Genomic DNA, 20,254 nt, shown 5'->3' with positions numbered 1-20,254 from the left:
CATGACTGACGTCACCGCCACGCCGCCCACCCAGCAGCGGCCGTGGCTCGATGCCACGCGGCCCGTCGAGGAGCGCATCGACCTCCTTATGACCGAGATGACCCTGGCCGAGAAGGTCGGCCAGACCCACCAGGTCGCCAACATCGACCCCGAGGCCGACGCCGCCGAGATCGCGTCGGGCCGGATCAGCTCGAGCCTCTACGCCTCCGGCGCGACGGCCGGCAACGAGCGCGACGAGGGCGTCCTCGTCGGCAACATCGACGCCGCCCAGCGGCACGCCGTCGAGGGCAGCCGCCTCGGCATCCCGCTCCTCTTCGGCCGGGACGTCATCCACGGGCACCGCACCGTCGCGCCGATCCCGCTCGGGATCGCGGCGTCCTTCGACCCCGACGTCGCCGAGGAGATCGGCGAGATCGCCGCCCGCGAGGCCGCGGTCGACGGCGTGGCGTGGACCTTCACGCCGATGGTCGACCTCTCCGAGGAGCCGCGCTGGGGCCGGGTCGCCGAGTCGCTCGGCGAGACGCCGGTCCTCTCCGGCCGCCTCGCCGCCTCGCTCGTCCGCGGCTTCCAGGGCGACGACCCGAGCGACCCCGACCGCCTCGCGGCGTGCGCCAAGCACTTCGCCGGCTACGGCCTCGCCGCCGGTGGCCGCGACTACGACACGGTCAGCGTCGGCGAGAACACGCTGCGCAACCTCCACCTGCGGCCGTTCCGCTCGGCCGTCGACGCCGGCGTCCTCACCGTCATGGCCGCCTTCAACGACGTCGACGGCATCCCGATGCACGCCCATGAGCACCTCGTCCGCGAGGTCCTCAAGGGCGAGTGGGGCTTCGACGGGGTCGTCGTCGCCGACTGGAACGGCATCGGCCAGATCGTCTTCCAGGGCGTCGCCGCCGACAAGCGGGAGGCCGCGGCCCTCGCCATCCGCGCGGGCGTCGACCTCGACATGGTGAGCGGCGCCTACCTCGAGCACCTCGAGGAGCTCGTCGAGTCCGGCGAGGTCGACCTCGCGCTCGTCGACGACGCGGTGCGCCGCGTGCTGCGCCTGAAGTTCCGCCTCGGGCTCTTCGAGCGTCCGTATGCCGCCCGGCCGGGGGTGTCCAACGCGCCCACCCCCGAGACCCGGGCCGTCGCCCGCCGCGCGGCGCAGGCCGCGCACGTGCTCGTCAAGAACGACGGCGTCCTGCCGCTCGGCGACGATGCCGGGAAGGTCCTGCTGTCAGGTCCGTTCGTCGACGACGGCGACGCGCTGCTCGGCACGTGGGTCCTCGACGGCCGTGGCGAGGAGGTCGTCACTCCGGAGGCGGCCCTGCGCGAGCGCCTCGGCGACCGGGTCACCGTGGCCGACGGCCGCTTCCCCGACGTGACCCTCATGCAGGCGCGGGCCGCCGACACGTCGGTGCTGCTCCTCGGCGAGCACCGGTCCCGCTCCGGCGAGGCGCAGTCCGTCGTCGACATCGGACTGCCACCGGGACAGCTCGAGCTCGTGCGCGCCGTCGCGGGGTTCGGCAAGCCGCTCGTCGCCGTCGTCTACACCGGCCGCCCGCTCGACCTCACCGAGCTGCTCGACCTCGCCGACGCGGTGCTCGTCGTGTGGCACCCGGGCACCGAGGCCGGCACTGCCCTGGCCGACGTCCTGTTCGGCGACGCCGAGCCGCACGGCCGGCTGCCGATGACCTTCCCGCTGTCGACGGGCCACATCCCGACGAGCACGCACCAGCGCCCGACGGGGCGGCTCATCCGGGCCGACGTCGACCACCGGGAGGGCCGCTACATCGACGCCCTCACCTACCCGCGGCTGCCCTTCGGCTTCGGCCTGTCCTACACGAGCGTCGACTACGGGGCACCCGTCCTGTCGTCGCCGACGATGACGACCGACGGGTCCACGACCCTCACCGTCACCGTGACCAACACGGGCGAGCGGCCCTGCCGCGAGGTCGTCCAGCTCTACTTCCGCGACCCCGTCGCCCAGGTGACCCGCCCGCTCGTCGAGCTGACCGACTGGGCGCTCGTCGACCTCGAGCCCGGCCAGGCACGCGAGGTCACCTTCGACGTGCAGGCCGAGCAGGCGGCATACGCAGGCCGTGACCTCACGACGCGCGTCGACGAGGGCGAGATCGTCCTGCTCACCGGGCCCGACGCCGCCCGACTCCAGTCCGTGTCCGTGACCGTCACGTCCCCGAAGGCCTTCTCATGATCGAGACCGTCCAGCGCCAGATCCGCATCGACGGCGAGCCCGTCATCGTCATGTCGGGGGAGGTGCACTACTTCCGCGTCGCGCGAGCCGAGTGGGGCCAGCGCCTCGACCTGCTCGTCGAGGCCGGCTGCGACACCGTCGCCTCCTACATCCCGTGGATCTTCCACGAGCTGCCCGACGGTTCGCTCGACGTGACCGGCGAGACGCGTCCCGAGCGCGACATCGGCGCGTTCATCGACCTCGCCGCCGAGAAGGGGCTGCGCTTCATCGCCCGGCCCGGGCCGTTCATCATGGCCGAGCTGAAGAACGAGGGCATCCCGTTCAGCGTCTACCGCGACCACCCGGAGGTCATCCCGGTGGGGTGGGACGGCGAGCAGGTCAGCTCGAGCACCGTGGACTACCTGGCGCCGGCGTTCCTGTCGGAGAGCGCGCGGTGGTTCGACGCGATCATGCCGGTGCTCGCGCCGCGGCTGCAGCCCAACGGCGGCCCGATCGTCGGCGTCCAGCTCGACAACGAGGTGGGCATGCTCGCCTGGGTGACGAACTCGCCCGACCTCACCGACGGGCTCGTCGCGTCGTTCGGCGAGTTCGTGCGGTCGCGTCATGGGGACTCGGGGCCGTATGCCGTGTCGCCGGGTTCGTCGGGGTGGGCCGAGGTCGTGCGGTCGCCGAAGGAGGAGTGGGCGGGTGCGCTGCGCCTCGACCTCGGGCTCTTCATGCGGCAGCGGTTCGCCGACTACGTCGCGGCGCTGCGCTCGATGTGCGAGGAGCGCGGGGTCGCGGGGGTGCCGTTCTTCGTCAACATCCACGGGACCGAGGGCGGCAACGGCGCCCCCTTCCCGATCGGCATCAGCCAGCTCGTCGACACGTATGCCGGCATCCCGGGGATGGTCTCGGGGTCGGACCACTACCTCGGCGAGGCGACGCTCAACACGATGACCGACCTCTACGTCATCAACGCCTACATGGCGGCCGTGCACGACTCCGACCAGCCGCTGACCTCGCTCGAGTTCGAGGCCGGCTCTGGTGACTACGGCGCAGGGGCGGAGATGCAGTACGACCCCTCGACGGCCGACCTCAAGACGCGGTTGTGCCTGGCGCAGGGCAACCGGCTCATCAACTACTACCTCTTCGCCGGCGGCATCAACCCGCCGCTCGACGAGGCTGTGGGGGATGGCAACGACCGGATCAGCTTCACCGGCGAGCGGCACGGGACGGCTGCGCCGGTGGGGCCGGAGGGGCAGCGGGGGTATGCGTACTCGGCGACGGCGCGGGCGGTGAAGGCCATCAAGGCCAACGAGCCGTGGCTGGCCCGGATGGACGAGGACCACGACGACGTGTCGCTGGGGCTCGTGCTCGACGCGTACATGACGGAGTACCACCACCCTTCGTCTGATGTGATGACGGAGGTCGTCGACGACCTGACGTCGCATCGGGGGGCCGGGGAGCGCAAGGCGCTGGCGCGGTCGCTCCTGCTCGGCGGCTTCCGTTACGGCGCAACGCATCTCGAGCGGCGCGATCCTGTGCCGGGGTCGACGGTGCTCGTCGGGACGGGGCGCTACCTGTCGCGGGTCGTCCAGGAGCGACTCGTCGGGCACGTCACGACGGGCGGCAACGTCGTGCTGCTCGGGCGGCTGCCCGAGCGCGACCTCGACGGGTCGCCGTGCACGGTGCTGGCGGACGCGCTGGGTCTCACGGCGGGTGAGGTGGTGCGCGACACCGGCCACTACTACCCGTCGCTCGTCGCGCACGGGTGGGCGGAGCCGTGGCCGGAGATGCGGGCCGGGTGGGTGCAGAAGCTTGACCACCAGCGTGGGGACGTCGTGCTGACGGACGTCTACGGCGCGGTGTGCGGCGTCGACGTGCCGCTCGGCGAGGGGCGTGCGATCGTGCTCGCTGCGCAGGTGCCGTCGGACCCGGTGCTCTTCGACCGGGCCCTGTCGAGTCTGGGTGTGAGTCCCGGCTTGCGTCTCGAGACCCAGTGGCCGGGCGTCTTTGCCACGACGACGAGCACCGACGACGGGCAGCGCGCCGTGCACGTCATCAACACCTCGGGCGCACCGGCCACGGTGACGGTCGCCCTCGACGGCACCCCGATCGCGGCCGGCACCACCCTGCACGTGCCGCCGCGGTCGGGGCACATCCTGCCCCTCGGCCTCGACGTCGCGGGGCGGCGTCTGGACTGGGCCTCGGCGGAGATAGCCGGTGTCGACGCCGACGGCACGGTGCACTTCCGGCCGGGCCTCGACGAGCACGGCGGCACGACGGTCATCGTCGACGGCCTGCCCGTGGAGCTGGCCCCGGGGGAGCGCGCTCTGCGGCCCTGAAGTCAGAGGTACGAGAAACCGCCGGGGTCACGACAAGACGTCGCACCCCGGCCGTTTCGCTGCTGAGCAATGGACTCCCTGCACGTAGCCCATCCCGCCCAGATAGACGCGCCCTCCCACCTCGGGCAGGCCGACGGCGAAGCGATCTGGATCAGCGAGCCGGGCAAGGTCCTCCTGGCATGCAGCGGGGTCTCCGAACCGACCTCGACCATCCTCACGGCTGACGACGTGCCGTTGCGGTCATGGGTCAACCGGGTGCCTCTCCGCCGATCAGCCGGGCGTGACCTCGACCCGTTCTGGAGTAGTACGTCCACGTCCGCGAGGCGTCGAAGGCGGCTCATGTTTCGGCTGGAACCGAAGACGTTAGCTTTTCACCGTCCTTCGCAACTGGTCAACGAATATCCTAGTTGTCGGCGCCCGCAAATAGTTCAGCCTGCTCGAGAACCAGTTCTATGGCCCGGTCTTCGAGGTCCGGCGGATATCCGTTTATGGCTAGAAGCCGACGGACCTTGGATCGAAGGCCGGCTCTTACGGATTCCTTATAATTCCAATCAATCGTGACTGAGCTACGCACGGACTGAACGAGGTCGGCGGCGATCTTCTTGAGTTTCTCATCGCCGAGTTCAAGCGCAGCCGACTCATTCTGAACGATCGCATCGTAGAAGGCGGCTTCCGCTTCGGATAGTCCCAGCTGCTCGTGTCGGTTGCCTTGATCTCTTATGTCCTTGGCCAGTCTCACCAGTTCGGCAATTATCTCGGCGGTGGTCAGCGATCGGTTGGTGTATTTACTTATCGCCTCTTCGAGCTGCGCAGAGAACTTTCGGGACTGCACCAAGTTGGAGCGAGATATCGTCTTGATGCGATCGCTCAGGATCCGTCGAAGCAAACCGAGCTGCAAGTTGGGCTTGTCTCTGTGCACCAAGGAGTCGAGGAAATCGTCCGAAAGAATGGAGATTTCAGGCTCCTCGACCCCGGCGAGCCTGTAGATATCAACGACCTCATCGGCTGTTACGGCCTCGTTCACGAGTTGCCCGATGGCAGTGTCAATTTCGACGGTTCCTGATCCACCTCGGCCAGAATCGGAATTAAGAATCTTGAGAATCGCCGCGCGAACGTCTGTGAAAAGGCGCACGTCGTTATGAATCGCAGCGCCCTCCTCTCGCGCTCCGGCAATAGCGTAAGCTTTGGCGAGCGCCAGCACCTGATCAAGGAAGCGCCTCTGTCGGTCGGGGTCAGCCATAACGAAGTCAAGGACTTTCGCATGCTCGGCGAGTCGTTGTGCAGGCGGTAGGTCGGAAGCGGAGTTGAACGCGCTGCCGTGCAAAAGGCCCCGCACCACGTCGTGCTTCTCCAGCATGGCGTCCACAAGTTCTTCGATAGGCACGCCGGCTTGGTCGCGATCAGAAGGTGAGTACTCCACGAGAGCCCTCTGCAGGTTCGCGAACAGGCCGATGTAGTCAACTACGAGCCCACCAGGCTTGTCCCGAAACGTACGGTTGACGCGCGCAATAGCCTGCATCAGACCCGCCCCCTGCATTGTTTTATCGACATACATGGTGTGCATGGACGGCGCGTCGAAGCCCGTGAGCCACATGTCCCGGACGATCACCAACTCCAATCCATCATTGGGGTTCTTCGCGCGGGCCTTGATATTTCGACGCTCCTCTCTGGTATAGAGGTGCGGCTGGAAGGAAGGCGGATCTGCGGCCGAGCCTGTAATCACTACCTTGATGCGTCCGCTGGCTGGGTCGTCGGCGTGCCAGTCGGGACGCAAAGTCACGAGCTTCTCGTAAAGCCGCACGGCAATACGTCGTGACGTTGTCACGATCATTCCCTTGCCGAGCAGAGCCTCGCGACGCTTCTCCCAGTGCTCGACGATGTCACGGGCGATCAGATCGAGCCGATCCTCGGCCCCCACGACCGCCTCCAATCGTGCCCACTTTGACTTCGCCAAAGTGGCTGCCTTCTCGTCGACCTCGCTGGTGATCTCCTCCGCGAGCTCGTCAAGGGCATCCATGTCGATCTCCGATAGGGCAACCTTCACCAGCCGGGATTCGTAGAAGATCTTGACCGTGGCGCCATCCTCCACCGCGCGCGTCAAATCGTAAACGTCAATGTAATCGCCGAAGACCGACCTCGTGGACCTGTCCCCAGTCTCGATCGGCGTTCCGGTGAAACCCAGAAATGTGGCGCCAGGTAGTGCGTCACGCATGTGCTTGGCCATGCCAGACTTCAATGTGCCGTCGTGGACCAGCTTCTCGGAGAATCCGTATTGGGAACGATGGGCTTCGTCGGCCACAACGATTACGTTACGACGCTCGGTCAACACCGGATTGACATCATCGCCGGCTAACGGCGCGAACTTCTGAAGAGTCGTGAAGACGATTCCCCCGGAGGAGCGCTGCAGCAGAGTGCGCAGACCCGCCCGGGAACGGGCCTGCACCGGCCTTTCTGGCAGAATCTCAGCGGGGGCGAACACCTCGCCGAAGAGTTGATCATCAAGATCGTTACGGTCGGTCAGAAAGACGAGGGTAGGGTTCCCCATCCGCGGGTCGCGCATCACCTTGGCCGCGTACATGAGCATCTCGAGGCTCTTCCCTGAGCCCTGCGTGTGCCACACGACGCCACCACGTCGATCGCCACCATCACCTGCTGCGGCAACTGTGGACTCCACCGCCGCGTTAACGGCCCAGTACTGGTGGTACTTGGCGACCCGCTTGACCAATCCCGCCGAACTGCTTGAGCGCTCATCTGCGAACAGGATGAAGTTTCGCACCAGGTCCAAGAAGCGAACCGGATCGAAGACGCCCTTAAGCAAGACCTCCAGCGCGGGGCGGCTAGAGATGACATCACGGCCGTTTACTGTCTTCCATGGTGCATAGTGTTCGAAATTGCCGCTGAACGAGCTCATTGCTGCAGACGTCCCATCGGAAATCACGGTCACCGCATTGGGCGTGAAGACGGCTGGAATGTCACTCCGGTAGGTCTGAACCTGGTTCCATGCACTCCTCAGGGTCGCGTGTTCATCTGCAGGGCTCTTCAACTCGAAGAGGGCAAGCGGTAATCCGTTGACGAATACCAGAATGTCGGGTCGACGAACCTTGTGCTGCACAATGGAGAATTGGTTGACCGCCAGCCAGTCGTTGTTTCTTGGATCGTCGAAGTCGACGAGACGGACGTACGAAGTTCGCACCTGCCCATCCGAGCCACGATGCTCAACCGGCACACCAGAGACCAACAGTGTGTGGAGGCGAAAGTTCTCCAACATCTCTGACTGCGACTCGGCTCGCTGAAGCCTATTAATCGCCTCGTCGACAAGGTCGACATGCTCTGGGTTGATACGACGGCAAGCGGACCTGAGACGGTCAAGGAGATAGACCTCATCCCAGGACGAACGCTCTTGGAACCTGCCACCGGGTCCGATTTCTGGACCAAGGATGGTCGTAAATCCAAGTTCTGCGAACCACTCCATTGCCGCAGCCTCAACAACGGATTCCCTAATGGTGCTCATTTCGGAGGCCCGCCCAAAAGTGGAGAAGGGTGGATCAGGTCCCGAAGAGACGACTGCAGGGAACGCTCAATGTCAGGAGCGGCTCCGACCCGGGCCACTGCGCGAGACACTTCGCTCGCCACCTGCGCGGCAAAGGACGCCTTGTTGGCCCAGTCAAGTGGAAGGTTCGCTTCAATCCGGGTAAGCCGACCCTCGAGTTCCTTCATCAGCTTGCTACCCGCTCGTTCCCGAAGGGGCTCGATAGCGCCGCGCCAGTCGAAATCGTGGTGGCCTGCAGTGGCGGAGGACGAGGCTTTGCCCTGCAACAGACCGAGCATGCGAGCGCGCAGAGGGAACTCAGACGATTCGATTGCACTTCGCGCATAGTCGGACAAGTAGAGCCCGTCCATGTCCACGACTTCAGGCAGCTTAGCTCCGTCCAGGACGAAGGCGTCCCCAAACCGTGCCCCACGTAGGCTGAACCCTGACGAGGCATCCAGATCGTTGGCAGTCACCTCGAACGGGAAGACGGACTCCGCCAGGTCGACAGACCCGGTGGCGCCGGACATGTTTAGTCGCGGCCCACGCGTCAGCCGCTGCAGCGCCAGTAGCCCGAATGAGGCGTCCACCAGGGAAAGATCCACAGGCGCGTCCTCCAGCCCGAATGCCGCGCCCAGCTCCAAAAGCCCCACACGGACCTCCCCCTGGACGTCCAATGAGTCCAGCAAGACGTCACCACGGAAAGTCTCGAACGACAGGTTCAAAGATTCACCCGCGCGCAACCCCGTCGCGTTGAACTCACCGGCGAGCGCCTCACCAACAATGCTAACGGAGCCACGCACGGATCCATTGGACAGGTCAACCGCTCCCCACCCCGGCGCGTATTCGATCGTCAAATCCCCCTCGCATCGAAGGCCCGCGAGAAGTGGTGCCAAGGGGCTTGAGGTAGCTGGGATCGCGAGACTCCCGAAGATATGTGCTTCGCGAAGATCAAGCGTTGAGAACGGAAGCACTTCGTCCAGTTCTACGCCGTCGAGAGCTGTGCCGCTGAAGTCGCCAGAGCGTACATCCCATCGTGGTTCGCTCTTGGACAGTCGAAAGAACAGCCCCCTGGTGATCAGGCGGACCTCCTCTCGGACCCCTCTAGGAACCGCGCTGTCCTCGACACTGTTGCTCTCCCGAAGACCCCTCAGGTGCGAGACCAGGACATCAAGGCAACGCTGCGCGCCACCCGGCCATTCATCCCCGAGTGCGAGGATTAAGTGGGCTCCAGCGATTCGAGAGATTGCGTGGTCCGCGGCGAGCAGCGCAACAGACTGGGAAAACCGCTCGACTAGGGCATCCTCTTGTTCGCTTCGGTGCTTCTCGTCGGCACGTGCGTCCCCGTGGAGATCCAGTTTTCCCCGAGTCTCAGCTAGTAGGTGCGCACGAAGCCGAAGCACCGCGTATGCGGCTGTCAGCGCGCCTGCGATAAGCGTAGCTGCGACAACCACGGGACTCGCCCGACTGTCCGTGGCAGTCAGCCGGAAGTCGTGCGCCCCGAATGCAAAAAGGAGCAGTAAAGCATATGTCGAGACCAGCCCCAGCACCACAGCCAGAACCAAGGGAATCAACGGTGCTCGGAGGAGCCATGCATCGTCCGTCGTCGTGGCGCCACTGGTCGATGGCGGCCGTTGCACGGAGCGTGCGGCAAGCACGGTGACAACGACCAGAAGAACGCACAGTGCTCCGGAAACGACAGCGGTCCAGGCGGTGATCGGCAAGTTGATCAGCCAGCCTTCGGCCCGGCTCCGAGGAGGCGCCCATACAGGAGCTCTGGCAGGAGCATGTCGCGTAGGGCCTCTAGGGCTGAAGACTCCTGAGCCAGTTGAGCCGCCTTGCCATGCAGCGGGGAGATCGCGGTATCCAGCTCATCAATTGCCTCCGGTGCAGGTACAAGCAAGGGAAGTTCCTTGAAGGTTCCGCGGCTGATCTCCTGGAAGGTGCTGCCGTTTGCATTATCGAGGAACTCCGCCACGCGCGAACGCATCTCTTCGAACAAGAACCATCTATCAGCGTCTCGGCGAGGGCGAACTGCAATGAAGCCCTGGTTGGTGGCCGCGGGGAGTTGGTTCACGGCGAATGCCCCAATAGTGGCACGCGAAGTCATAAAGATGGTCCCCACGGGATGCAAGATTGCTGCGCAACTCCGCAGTCCGTCCGCCGTGATCTTGCGAGTTGTCGCCAACAAGTAGGGTGACGACAGCCGCGTAACGTCAGTCGGGGTTGCCCACGCGAGATCCCCATCCCAATACGACTGTTCAGTGGTCTTCGGTGTTGCCCCACCAAAGACATCAGCGAAGGAGCCAAAGGTCTCTGTACTCACGACATCGCTCCTTCCGCGCCACTCAGAAAAGCGTGCTGCAGCGAGATCGCTTATGACCCCGACTGCGCGCCGGTTCGACTCGATCTTGTCGTCGAGGGCACCTAGGGTTGCGGCGATCGAGCGTTGCTCTCCGATCGGTGGCAGACGGACGGGAACCTCTCGCAAGACTGCCGTGTTTAGGTTAGGCATTGTGGCGCCAACCGCGTGTTGACTGATCCAGTTCCGCGTTTCCGGAAGTGCGAGGGCGTACGAGAGGAACCGAGGATCGACACCATCGCCGCCAACTCTGACGAGGAGGCAGCCGGTCCCGCACAACCAACCGGCTTCGGCCTCGGTGACTAACGCGCACTTCTCAACGTCACCGCGGCGGCTATACACGATGTCGCCCTGCTGAAGCTTATGCCGGCTCAGCCGTTCAACGTGATCGTCTGAGACGCGCGCTATTCCTTCTGTTGAGATGCGGAGATCCCGTATGTTCGTGGGCATGACGACGGGAGTCCCCACGACGGAGTAGTCGCTGGCATGCAGTTGACTACCAAACGGGCCTGTCTGGATGGTGCCCCCCGACTCGAGTTCGAGGTCTCCGAGGGTCACACGCCGCCAACTCATCCCTGCAGGCTCCCTAGACGCCGGCGGACTTCGTCTTCGAGCTGGCGTCCTCGTTGGAATTCGGCATACAGCACCGTGGTAAGCCGATCAATCCTGTCGGCAAGTGGCTCGCTGTCGACCTCAGCTTCTTCCGCGCCAACATACCGACCCGGGGTTAGGACAAAGTCGTGCGCCTTAATCTCGGCCAGCGATGCGGACTTCGCGAATCCCGCGATGTCGTCGTATACGCCGTCGCGGCTCCGCCAAGAGTGAAACGTATCGGCGATCTGGGCGATGTCATCATCATCGAGGACGCGGAGGCGGCGGTTCTCCATGCGCCCCAGCTTGCGAGCGTCGATGAAGAGTACCTCGCCTTCGCGCTCACGGTGACCGTTTCCCGAACGTTCCCTAGACACGAGCCAGAGGCACACGGGAATGCCCGTATTAAAGAACAGCCTGTCGGGCATAGCAACAATGCAGTCGACGAGGTCGGCTTCTAGGATCCTTCGGCGTATGTCCCCCTCGCCACCAGACTTCGAAGACAGCGAGCCGTTGGCAAGAACGAAGCCAGCGGTGCCTCTCGGAGACAGGTGGTAGATGAAGTGCTGCACCCACGCGAAGTTCGCGTTACCCGGGGGAGGGGTCCCGTACTCCCACCGCGGGTCGTCCGCCAATTTGGGGTCCCACCAGTTGCTGACGTTGAAGGGCGGGTTCGCAAGGACGAAGTCGGCCCGCAAGTCTGGATGCAGGTCTTGCGTAAATGAGTCGGCCGAACGGTCCCCGAGGTCGGCCTCGATGCCCCGGAGCGCCAAGTTCATCTTGGCCAGACGCCAAGTGGTATCCGTGAACTCCTGGCCGTAGACAGAGATCCTATTTGTGTTACCGCCGTGGGCCTCCACGAACTTCGCTGACTCGACGAACATTCCACCCGATCCGCATGCAGGGTCGTACACCCTGCCTTCAAACGGTTCGAGCATCTCGACAAGGGTCTTGACTACGCTGCGAGGGGTGTAGAACGCTCCGGCGTCCTTGCCCGCCTCCTTGCCGGCGAACTGGCCGAGAAAATACTCGTACACCCTGCCCAAGACGTCGTCGGAGCCATGGTCGTCCGTTTCGGTAAATCCGATCGACCCTATAAGGTCGACGAGTTGACCGAGGCGACCCTTATCAAGGCCCTCCCTTCCGTAGTTTCGCGGGAGTACTCCACGAATGACCGGGTTCTCTTTCTCGATGAGGTCCATCGCAGTGTCTAGGTCGGAGCCGATCGATGCCAGCTTCGCGCGTGACTGAATCGTTGACCAGCGAGCGTCCACGGGGACCCAGAACACGTTGTGAGAGGCGTACTCGTCGCGGGCTTCAAGGAACTCCGCGATCCTCTCCGCCGGGATTCCATCTGCGGTGAGCTCTGCCGCCAAGTTGCGGCGCCGGGCTTCGAAGCGGTCGGAGATGTACTTCAAGAAAACCAGGCCAAGGACGATGTGCTTGTACTCACTTGGCTCTTGGTTCCCACGGAGGGCATCCGCTGCATCCCAGAGGCGACGCTCCAGAGACTTTGCCGGTGCTGCCTTCTTGGCGGCCCGCACCATGTGTAGCTCCTCTCGATCCGTACAGAGAGTCACACCCTAGCGGCGCGGGCCACCCTCTCAGTCGGACTCGAGCCACATAGGGTCTCGTCGGGATCATTCGCGCAGGATGACGGAGGGCGTGATCTAGCTTGGAGCTGATGGCGGCGAGGACACCGTCCCTCTTCAAGGGGTGGGGCCCAAGAGCGCGAGGAGTGAACCAAGCGCTCCGGGTCAAGGGATGCTCCGGACCAGACTGGCGGATCCGGTCAACGGCGAAGCGGTGCCCCAAGACAGACAACTTCGGCCTAGGACATGAGCATTGCAGCTTCCTACCTCTGCCGAATCGGCCTCTAGTGGATCAAGGCGGCGCTTCGCGCCGCAGCGGCGGGGGGCCGCGCTCCGGGCGCTTCGCGCCCTGCGCGCACCCCACCGGACTCGGGCACACCATCATCCGCCAGGACTCGCAGGCAGCGCGCTTTGCCAGGCGCCGATATCGGCGAGAAGTCCGAGTGGAACCGGTCTCCTCACGCGCCAGCAACGGAAGGGACTGACGTGCAACGCTCGCCAACCACCGAAAACAAGCCTCAGGTGAGCAATATCGCCCCCCTCGCGAGACGTCACAAGTAGCTGCGCCGACTCTTGAGCCTAGCTGTAGTTGCTCATGACGTTGGTGACACCGGTCTTGAGGCGTGAGCGCTAATACAGCGTGATTAGGCGCAACGTCCGGTCTGTCGGAAGGTACTCCATGGTGGCTTGCATGCGCACTCTGGCCCCGCGAGTTCCAGGAAATTCCAGCATCAGGTTGAACTTGCTTGTCTCCCCTTGATCATGCTCCTTGACCTCCAACTCGTAAATGTAGTTCTCACCAATTCGAGCTCGTATAAGGTCGGCCATCTCAGCCGAGCTGTTGCCTTCGAGCCCTGCAGCTCGGTAGCCACCGCCATGGGACGAGATGTAGTTCATTTTGTCCCTGTCAATCGCGACTTCGAGAGTGCTCAGATCCAAGGCGTCATCGGATATGACCGCCAACGCGTGCGATGTATCAGTCTCTCCCGGTACGACCCGGCGCTCGATCTTGTAGGACAAGAGAAGGTCAAAGTACATCGTGGGAATGCTAACGATGGAGAATCCATGCCGGTCTAGCGGCCATCCTGGAAGATTGGTGTTCTCGGCGCTATTGGCGTCATCCTCGTGAGTGCCGATGAAGGTCTTGTCCAACTTCAGATACCTCGTGCTCAATGTCGTGGATAGCCAGTCCTTAACAGGCGAGGAATATGTCGCCGGAATGTAGCCAACATATCCCTTCCAGGACTGTAGCCCGCGGTGCAGAGCTTGCGCGCGTCCACGGGTCAAGTTGTTGACATAGATAGCGAACAGTTCACTTGTGTGCCCAAATGCCCGCACCGGCCTGTGGAGTCGCAGTCCACTCTCAAGCAAGAGGAATCCGAGATCCTGATCCCTGATAAGAAGGTCTCCCGAGAGCAGTGCGCAGGAGAAGTCCTTCGCTGGCAAAAGCGCGAGCAATCGTTCATGAACTGCGGAACCGTAGTCGTATCCATCACTCTCTGACGAATCAAAAACGAAAGCGATCTCGTGTCGATCTCTTCTCGGTGTCAAGGCGCCTCGCAGTCGAGAATAGTCGACGCCCTTGTCGGCCAAAATGTTGACGGTCGCGGTGTGCGCAGCGCGTATCTCTCTACCCATTTGCGGGTAGCTCAAGTTGAGGTCCCTCTGCATTACGTCGAGCATGATGTTTCCGCGCGCCTCGACCGTCCATATCTTTCCCGTCACAGCTGGATGCTATCGACAGAAGCGGCATGTCGCGCATGGTCACCAATTATCTGGCGAAGTCCAGTCGGCAGCCGCTCCACGACGGATCGACGCCACCGTGCTTGGGTCCGTGGCCGACTTGAGGTCGGCGACCGTGGGCTCTATACATCTGGACTTGGGCGTCGCGCGAGATTCACCTAGCGACTGATCGGCAAAAGGTGCCACACGAGCTGGGCGGAGGATCCTTGGTCACCAGCCCGCCAAATGGGCACCGCTCGCCCACGGAGAAGTCTGATTCGTACCGAGCCCCCGCCCCCAGCGCTGTCCCGGGCACGCCCGCGTGCTCAGCGAATCCCAGTGGTGGCGAGACGAGCTGGCCCCCCGCTCCCCATCATCCGGGCGCGGCGGAGCGCGTCAAGCGCGCCACCGGCGTCGCTACGCGATGGCCTTCGGCCACCCTTGACCCAACCCACCGCGCCCTATAGATGCTCCGCTACGAGGACCAGCCCACGACTGGCCCCATCAGCCCGGCGCCAAGGACAGGTCAGACTTGCATTGGGTCAGGAGACCCCGTCGATGCCAGCTCTCGTGCCAGTTGAGCCATTCGATCAAGGAGCGAGGCCACGGAGCCGCCCAGATCGACAGCGTGCTGGACGATCGTGATTTCCGTGTGGCGCCCCGCGATATCCCTAGCGCTGCCGCCCTCAGCGTAGACAAGGTGGCCTTGGGGGAGCTCCAGCGGCGTGCAATATGCAAGCATCTGATACAGGTCAGCGTAGGGGTATCCCGCCGGGCCCTCGGCCTTGTATTTCGCGTCGACGACGCCTTTTGGATGCCCGCTCGCCCCATAATGAACGAGGTCTGGCCTGAGGCGGACTCTCCGTGCCATGTCCAATTGGTGCCTTGTGTCCTGTGCGACGCACTGGCCCCCGAACGCAGCCAGAGCCTCGGTAAGTGCCACGGTGACGAAGTCTTCGAAAACCGCGTTCATGTTGACAAGAAAGCCAGTCGCTCGCACGCCCGCATCCAGCACGTCGACCGAGCGGCCGTGGAGCGCCATCCGCGCGAGCGCGAGCGCAGGCTGGTACCGCGCGTTGAGCCGCGTCGTGGGGGTGGCGGGTAGCGGCAAACCCGGCACGACCCGTCCGGCATCAGACAGGCGACTCAGCAGATGCCGGAGCCGCCGCGAGATCGACGACGGCAGACGAGGCACACGCAGCAGCCGCTCCGTCGCCGCGCGAAGTACTCGGTTCTCGGCGATGTCAACGTAGTACTCGTCGTACCGAAGCTCCAGCGGAAGGGCCAACCCACTGCGGCGCCGCAACTGGTCAGACTCTCGTAGCCGGCCGCGCATCACTAGCTGCGAGGCGTCCCCGATCGAGCCGCACATGCTCATCACGGTCGACACGCCAGACTGCCACGGCGGATGATGAATCCCATCGGAGTCGGGCCCGCGTCTGGACGCCTGCGCCCCAACTGCGACGGAATCAGGGCAACGCTGCGCTGTGCGCTCGTTTCGGGTAAGTGCCAAAGCGCCTATCTCGTCGCGAACTGCTGCAGGTGCGTCATGAGGTCGCAATGCAACAGCTCGCACCTAGAGCAGCGCATCTGTCGAGGGATGCCCCGGCTCGATCATGAAGCGGGCAGGCGCGGAATCTGCTGGTCAGGAGAGTCGATGCGGCGGATCGACTGAATGAAGCGGTTGGACCCATCATCGATGACCCAGAAGGTCCAGCCGTTCCGGTTCGGGTCTACATCAGGCTTGTAGTGACCGACGACCATTCGCGCCGCCTGGCTCGGGCTTCCGGCGCGTTGATCGGCCATGGGGCCGGACGTTATCTCTACCCTGCCCGTCAGTGGAAAGAACCGCGCCTTCGTCCGCACACCCGCGTAGTCGTTGTAGATCGGCACCCATTCATTGGGCTCGCCAATTTCCTCTAGTTGCGCCGGCACCTGCACGGGTGCGGGGTCGGCCAGCGCAGCCGCAGGATTGGCCAGCGACTTCGCGACGAGGCGAGCAACAACCTGGCCCGGCGGGATGTCGGTCAGTCGTGCCGCCAGTTGGATGGCGTTGAAGGTGTCTTCGTCTAGGTCGACGGTGTACATATAGGGCTCCTGGTTCCGAATCGTCCAGCATCCCCAGCCTAAACCCAACAAAGCAGCAAAGCAAGGAATCGAAGGAAACCAAGCAGTCAAAGGACACCACCTCCGATGCACACCGAGGCGCTTTAAGCCGGCTGTGGTGCTCCTGGCCGGGAGCCGACTTCCGCCCGGTGTGGTCACGGCCACGCGGGCGGCGACAGGTGCGTCACACCGCCGCCTATCGCGCGATGTCCACGCGCATTCGTCCCGGCCCGAGTCATATCAGCGACTCGCCTGATCGAGTCGATACCTGCCGGCGTCGACTCGAACCAGATCCCTGTAAGTGACTGCGTGATGGTCGGGAGCGTTCGTGCACATACGCGACGTGACATGAGTTCGAATGGTCGACGGCAGGTATCGCGATCCTGAGCGCTCGAGGTACTCGACCACCTCATCAACGGTGAAGGCTCCGTCGACAGACCGAGCCGACAACTCTTTGGCTGCCGCGAGTACCTCATCCCGAGCCGTCACGACTTCAGGGTATGGCCGTTGAGCTAGCGACGACCGTGGCCGCGGCCCATCTGGCGACCCATACCGCCGCTTGCAGGGCGGCGTGGATCCGCCGCTCGTCTGCGCTCACTCGGCGCTCAGGACGCTTGGGCAGCCTGATCCCACTTGATCGCCGACAGACCTGCATCGACTAGCGCCTTGTTCGCCCGGGAGAACGCGCCCGACCCGACGAGGGGATCGTGAGCGCTCGCGCGCGCTGCCGGGTGCGCGGCGCGAATGACCTTGTGCCTCTCGTTCGAGATCAGTCTCGCCTTCTTCTGTGCTTGGCCGCCCCAGAGGAGGAACACGACGCGATCCGACTTCTTGTTGATGGCCCTGATGACAGCGTCGGTAAAGTCCTCCCAACCTCGGGCGTGGTGAGAGTTGGGAGCGCCAGCACGCACGGTGAGCGCCGCGTTGAGGAGGAGAACCCCTTGACGTGCCCAGCCTTCGAGGTTTCCATCATCGGGTGGAGCAACCTCGGGGTCCCGCTCGAGTTCCTTGAAGATCTTGCGCAGCGATGGCGGGGGCTTTCCTTGGGCGACCGAGAATGCAAGGCCGTGCGCCTGACCCTCCCTGTGGTACGGGTCCTGACCCAGGATGACAACGCGCACCTTGGCGTAGGGGGTCAGTTCGAACGCGCGGAAGACGCTCTCCGTCGGCGGATACACCTTGCCTGCTTTGCGCTCCTGATCGACGAACTCGGTGAGTTCTGACCAGCTACGCGAGCGCACGGCGTCACCCAGGACGACATCCCAGTCGTTGGGGAGCATCCAGTCCTCCTCATCGTCAAACCAGCTACGTCATCCAAGCCATCATCTCGGGCTGCCGGAGCGAGTAGGCAAGAACCTCAACTTCGCCGACGGCGGCGACCGACCGATCTCTCCATGCCCACTTCAACCGCGGCCCCCGAACGGGTCCTCAACCGGTGGCGACTCCCTCCGCCCCCCGGCCTCCTCAGTCAGGGCATCCGAGCCTGGTTGTCGGGGTCCAAGCAGCACCAGGCAAACACCCCCGCATCCGCCCTCGGGCAGACCGAGGTCATACGCCTTGCACGGCGTCTTTCCGCCGCGTTTCGGTCGATACTCCACAGCGCCGATCCCCCCTCGCTCGCCCAGTCCGGCGTCGTCGTGACGGCCGTCCCTGGTGACTGAGCCGCTACACCCACGGCCTGTCGGTGTTGTCGCGCAGGCGCTTCATCGCCGCGAGCTCTTGTTTGCCGCATCGCTGGCAGACGAGCATCTCCTTGTCGCCCGGCTTCACCCGGAACATGTGGCCCATGAACCAGCAAGGGAAGTTCCTGAGTCTCATCCTCCGAGTCTCCTCGCACAGCGCTCGCCACACAGGTCTTTCCGCATGGTCGGTGCGCGTGCTCAGGGTGCGTCAAACCGCCGCGTGTGTTCCGGGTTTGAAATCCAACCCGCGAAGTCTGATGGACCCGCACACTGACCCACCGAGGCCCGCCCCGAACGCCTCGGTCCAGTGCGTAGCGACAGGGTCTGACCGACGTTGAACACCACGGAGCCGGGAGCTGCACCCTTATAAAGGTAGACCGCTCGCGATGGCCGACGGCCATCTGGACCGCGTCCTTGATGGCGACGTGGTGGTCCTCTTGAGATGGTCTGTCGTCGCTGACCTGAACTTCAGTCGACGGGGCGATGGTCGGCGATCAAGCTGACGGTTGGCTAGCGTCCTTGTAACGACAGAGGCGTCTGACTGACGGTCACCCGCTCGCGCTCAGGGTTTCCAAGTGGCTACTCCGAGGACTGAGTCAGCCATCCCGAAGTACAGGAAATAGGTGCCGCGGAACTCAACGAGACCCTCGCTGAAGACGACGTTGTTGACCTGACCGTTCTGCTCGTCGCCCGTCGACGGCGCGATGAAGGGGCGTTCAAGCCGGGCGAGCGCGACCTTCGGGTTCGCAGGATCGATGAGCATCTGGCCACTCGAATACGAGTTCTTCGGGAAGCCACCTGCCCCGGTTGTCTGGCCGTTGTACACGAGCAGGATCTTGCCGTCTCGGGTGAGGATGGGCGGCGGGCCCGGCTCCAGCCGCTGGTCCTCGAAATCGAATACTGGCCGAGCGACCACGCCGTCGTCCTGAGTGGACACGTCATACGTCGCGACATCGGTCCACCGCGTGCCGTCTGTGGAGGTCTGTACGCGATAGACAAGAGCCGTGGCTGCCTCCCAGTAGACAGCTACCCGGTCCACCGTTGTGGTCTCTCCGAGGTCTACCGACAGCCAGGAGTCCGCCCGACCGCGGTCGCCTGCGGACACCGCCCAGCGCGTCGAGTAGTCACCGTCGACGGCATTCGTGGCCGGCAAGCTCTGCGAGGACGCGGTCGCCGCCTCTCCTCGTGCAAGGTTGGCACCCGACGCTCCGTTACGGACCTCCATCTCGTAGACGGAGTAGCCGTATGCCGTCAACGGAGTGACGCCCAACAGGCGGACGTATCGTGCGGTGGTCGGGCTGAACGTGACGTCGTCGACTCGAGCCACGGGGCCAGGCGGAGTCGGGCCGGTGTCTGCGATCTCCCAGGCGATGAGGTCTCTGGAGCGCGCCCAGTAGATCCAGGACTCGCCGAAGTACATCCAGTACCAGCCGTCGATGGGTGTTGCGAGAATGGCGCCCGACTTGCTCCATGGAGCACGGGAAAGGTGGCCGAAGTCGCGGAAGTCTGGAAACAGCGGGCCATGCTTGGTCCAGTTGACGAGGTCCTTGGACGTGGCCAGGCAGAGCAGCGCGTGTTTACCGTCGTAGCCGGTGTAGGTCAGGTAGTACGTGTCGCCGACGTGGACCACGCGTGGGTCCTCGCAGCCGCCGGGAGTCTCATACGGCTCGGTGGGAACGAGCACCGGCTCGGGACGCCGTTCGAAGTTGTAGCCGTCGCGGCTCCAGGCGAGGCCGATACTCGAGACCTTGGCCGCGTTCTGCGCGCGGTAGAGCATGGCGACGCGGCCGCCGACGACCGTGGCGCACGGGTTGTAGAGGAACGCCGATTCCCAGTCGTGCGTGGGGTCGGGGCGGAGGATGGGATTCCTCGAATACTTCTCGAATGGACCTATTGGAAAGCTCACGTCCGTCTGGGGCCACTGACCTGGGGTACGCCCCGACGAACGGCTGTCACCAGACGTCGCTGCAAGGGCATCTGGCGCAGCCAAAACGGCCGGTGCAGTGGCGGCTGCCGCTGCGGCTCCCGCGAGGAAACGGCGTCTGTCCACCTTGGATCCACGCGTCTGGTCTTCCTCGTTAGGCACGAGCTCGTTCCTTCTGGTTGCAGGAAGCCCCCTCCGAAAACCCATACAGCGAGAGGCGGT

The 20,254-nt window shown here is 64.1% G+C and carries 13 protein-coding genes and 1 pseudogene; 2 read left to right on the top strand and 12 right to left on the bottom strand.

The annotated features are described in order from the left end of the window. Position 1 precedes the first annotated feature (1 nt). Positions 2 to 2,197 carry a glycoside hydrolase family 3 N-terminal domain-containing protein gene (locus ACSQ2D_RS21030; RefSeq protein WP_435987946.1) on the top strand — a complete coding sequence of 732 codons (2,196 nt, stop codon included), beginning with the start codon at positions 2 to 4 and terminating at the stop codon, positions 2,195 to 2,197. After that, positions 2,194 to 4,524 carry a beta-galactosidase gene (locus ACSQ2D_RS21025; protein ID WP_435987945.1) on the top strand — a complete coding sequence of 777 codons (2,331 nt, stop codon included), beginning with the start codon at positions 2,194 to 2,196 and terminating at the stop codon, positions 4,522 to 4,524. The genes ACSQ2D_RS21030 and ACSQ2D_RS21025 overlap by 4 nt, the downstream gene beginning before the upstream one ends. Positions 4,525 to 4,927: 403 nt before the next feature. On the opposite strand, the gene ACSQ2D_RS21020 is transcribed toward ACSQ2D_RS21025, so the two are convergent. The 12 genes and pseudogenes from ACSQ2D_RS21020 to ACSQ2D_RS20965 all read right to left on the bottom strand — a co-directional run bounded on the left by ACSQ2D_RS21020 (position 4,928) and on the right by ACSQ2D_RS20965 (position 20,014). After that, positions 4,928 to 8,035 (bottom strand): type I restriction endonuclease subunit R, encoded by a 3,108-nt coding sequence (locus tag ACSQ2D_RS21020; RefSeq protein ID WP_435987944.1) that lies wholly within the window; start codon positions 8,033 to 8,035, stop codon positions 4,928 to 4,930. After that, a complete protein-coding gene (locus ACSQ2D_RS21015; protein ID WP_435987943.1) occupies positions 8,032 to 9,777 on the bottom strand; it encodes a hypothetical protein in 1,746 nt (581 codons plus the stop codon). The genes ACSQ2D_RS21020 and ACSQ2D_RS21015 overlap by 4 nt, the downstream gene beginning before the upstream one ends. A gap of 5 nt (positions 9,778 to 9,782) precedes the next feature. Further along, on the bottom strand, positions 9,783 to 10,379 hold the full coding sequence (locus ACSQ2D_RS21010) for a restriction endonuclease subunit S (RefSeq protein ID WP_435988020.1): 597 nt from the start codon (positions 10,377 to 10,379) through the stop codon (positions 9,783 to 9,785). Between the two features lie 81 nt (positions 10,380 to 10,460). Continuing rightward, positions 10,461 to 10,988: pseudogene (locus ACSQ2D_RS21005) on the bottom strand (restriction endonuclease subunit S); the annotation flags it as partial. Then, complete coding sequence (locus tag ACSQ2D_RS21000; protein ID WP_435987942.1) at positions 10,985 to 12,553, bottom strand: type I restriction-modification system subunit M; 1,569 nt, start codon at positions 12,551 to 12,553, stop codon at positions 10,985 to 10,987. The pseudogene ACSQ2D_RS21005 and the gene ACSQ2D_RS21000, both read right to left, overlap by 4 nt. A gap of 675 nt (positions 12,554 to 13,228) precedes the next feature. After that, on the bottom strand, positions 13,229 to 14,323 hold the full coding sequence (locus tag ACSQ2D_RS20995; RefSeq protein WP_435987941.1) for a hypothetical protein: 1,095 nt from the start codon (positions 14,321 to 14,323) through the stop codon (positions 13,229 to 13,231). 523 nt (positions 14,324 to 14,846) lie between these two features. Next, on the bottom strand, positions 14,847 to 15,710 hold the full coding sequence (locus ACSQ2D_RS20990) for an McrC family protein (protein WP_435987940.1): 864 nt from the start codon (positions 15,708 to 15,710) through the stop codon (positions 14,847 to 14,849). 224 nt (positions 15,711 to 15,934) lie between these two features. Then, positions 15,935 to 16,408 (bottom strand): hypothetical protein, encoded by a 474-nt coding sequence (locus ACSQ2D_RS20985; protein ID WP_435987939.1) that lies wholly within the window; start codon positions 16,406 to 16,408, stop codon positions 15,935 to 15,937. Between the two features lie 258 nt (positions 16,409 to 16,666). After that, positions 16,667 to 16,915, bottom strand: coding sequence for a DUF7669 domain-containing protein (locus ACSQ2D_RS20980; RefSeq protein ID WP_435987938.1), 249 nt, complete (start codon positions 16,913 to 16,915; stop codon positions 16,667 to 16,669). A 116-nt stretch (positions 16,916 to 17,031) separates the two neighbouring features. After that, a complete protein-coding gene (locus tag ACSQ2D_RS20975) occupies positions 17,032 to 17,706 on the bottom strand; it encodes a uracil-DNA glycosylase (RefSeq protein ID WP_435987937.1) in 675 nt (224 codons plus the stop codon). Positions 17,707 to 18,091: 385 nt separating this feature from the next. Then, a complete protein-coding gene (locus ACSQ2D_RS20970; protein WP_435987936.1) occupies positions 18,092 to 18,244 on the bottom strand; it encodes a hypothetical protein in 153 nt (50 codons plus the stop codon). Positions 18,245 to 18,670: 426 nt separating this feature from the next. Next, positions 18,671 to 20,014 (bottom strand): discoidin domain-containing protein, encoded by a 1,344-nt coding sequence (locus ACSQ2D_RS20965; protein ID WP_435987935.1) that lies wholly within the window; start codon positions 20,012 to 20,014, stop codon positions 18,671 to 18,673. Between the last annotated feature and the right edge of the window lie 240 nt (positions 20,015 to 20,254).

Source organism: Terrabacter sp. LjRoot27, from assembly GCF_964254175.1.
GTDB lineage: Bacteria > Actinomycetota > Actinomycetes > Actinomycetales > Dermatophilaceae > Terrabacter.
This window is presented reverse-complemented; position numbering and strand designations above follow the sequence as displayed.

Bases quoted from the DNA above. Each gene is read 5' to 3' on its own strand.
- ACSQ2D_RS21000 (WP_435987942.1), bottom strand. From the start codon at position 12,553: ATGGTGCGGGCCGCCAAGAAGGCAGCACCGGCAAAGTCTCTGGAGCGT.
- ACSQ2D_RS21020 (WP_435987944.1), bottom strand. From the start codon at position 8,035: ATGAGCACCATTAGGGAATCCGTTGTTGAGGCTGCGGCAATGGAGTGG.
- ACSQ2D_RS20970 (WP_435987936.1), bottom strand. From the start codon at position 18,244: ATGAGACTCAGGAACTTCCCTTGCTGGTTCATGGGCCACATGTTCCGG.
- ACSQ2D_RS20975 (WP_435987937.1), bottom strand. From the start codon at position 17,706: ATGCTCCCCAACGACTGGGATGTCGTCCTGGGTGACGCCGTGCGCTCG.
- ACSQ2D_RS20985 (WP_435987939.1), bottom strand. From the start codon at position 16,408: ATGTACACCGTCGACCTAGACGAAGACACCTTCAACGCCATCCAACTG.
- ACSQ2D_RS21025 (WP_435987945.1), top strand. From the start codon at position 2,194: ATGATCGAGACCGTCCAGCGCCAGATCCGCATCGACGGCGAGCCCGTC.
- ACSQ2D_RS21030 (WP_435987946.1), top strand. From the start codon at position 2: ATGACTGACGTCACCGCCACGCCGCCCACCCAGCAGCGGCCGTGGCTC.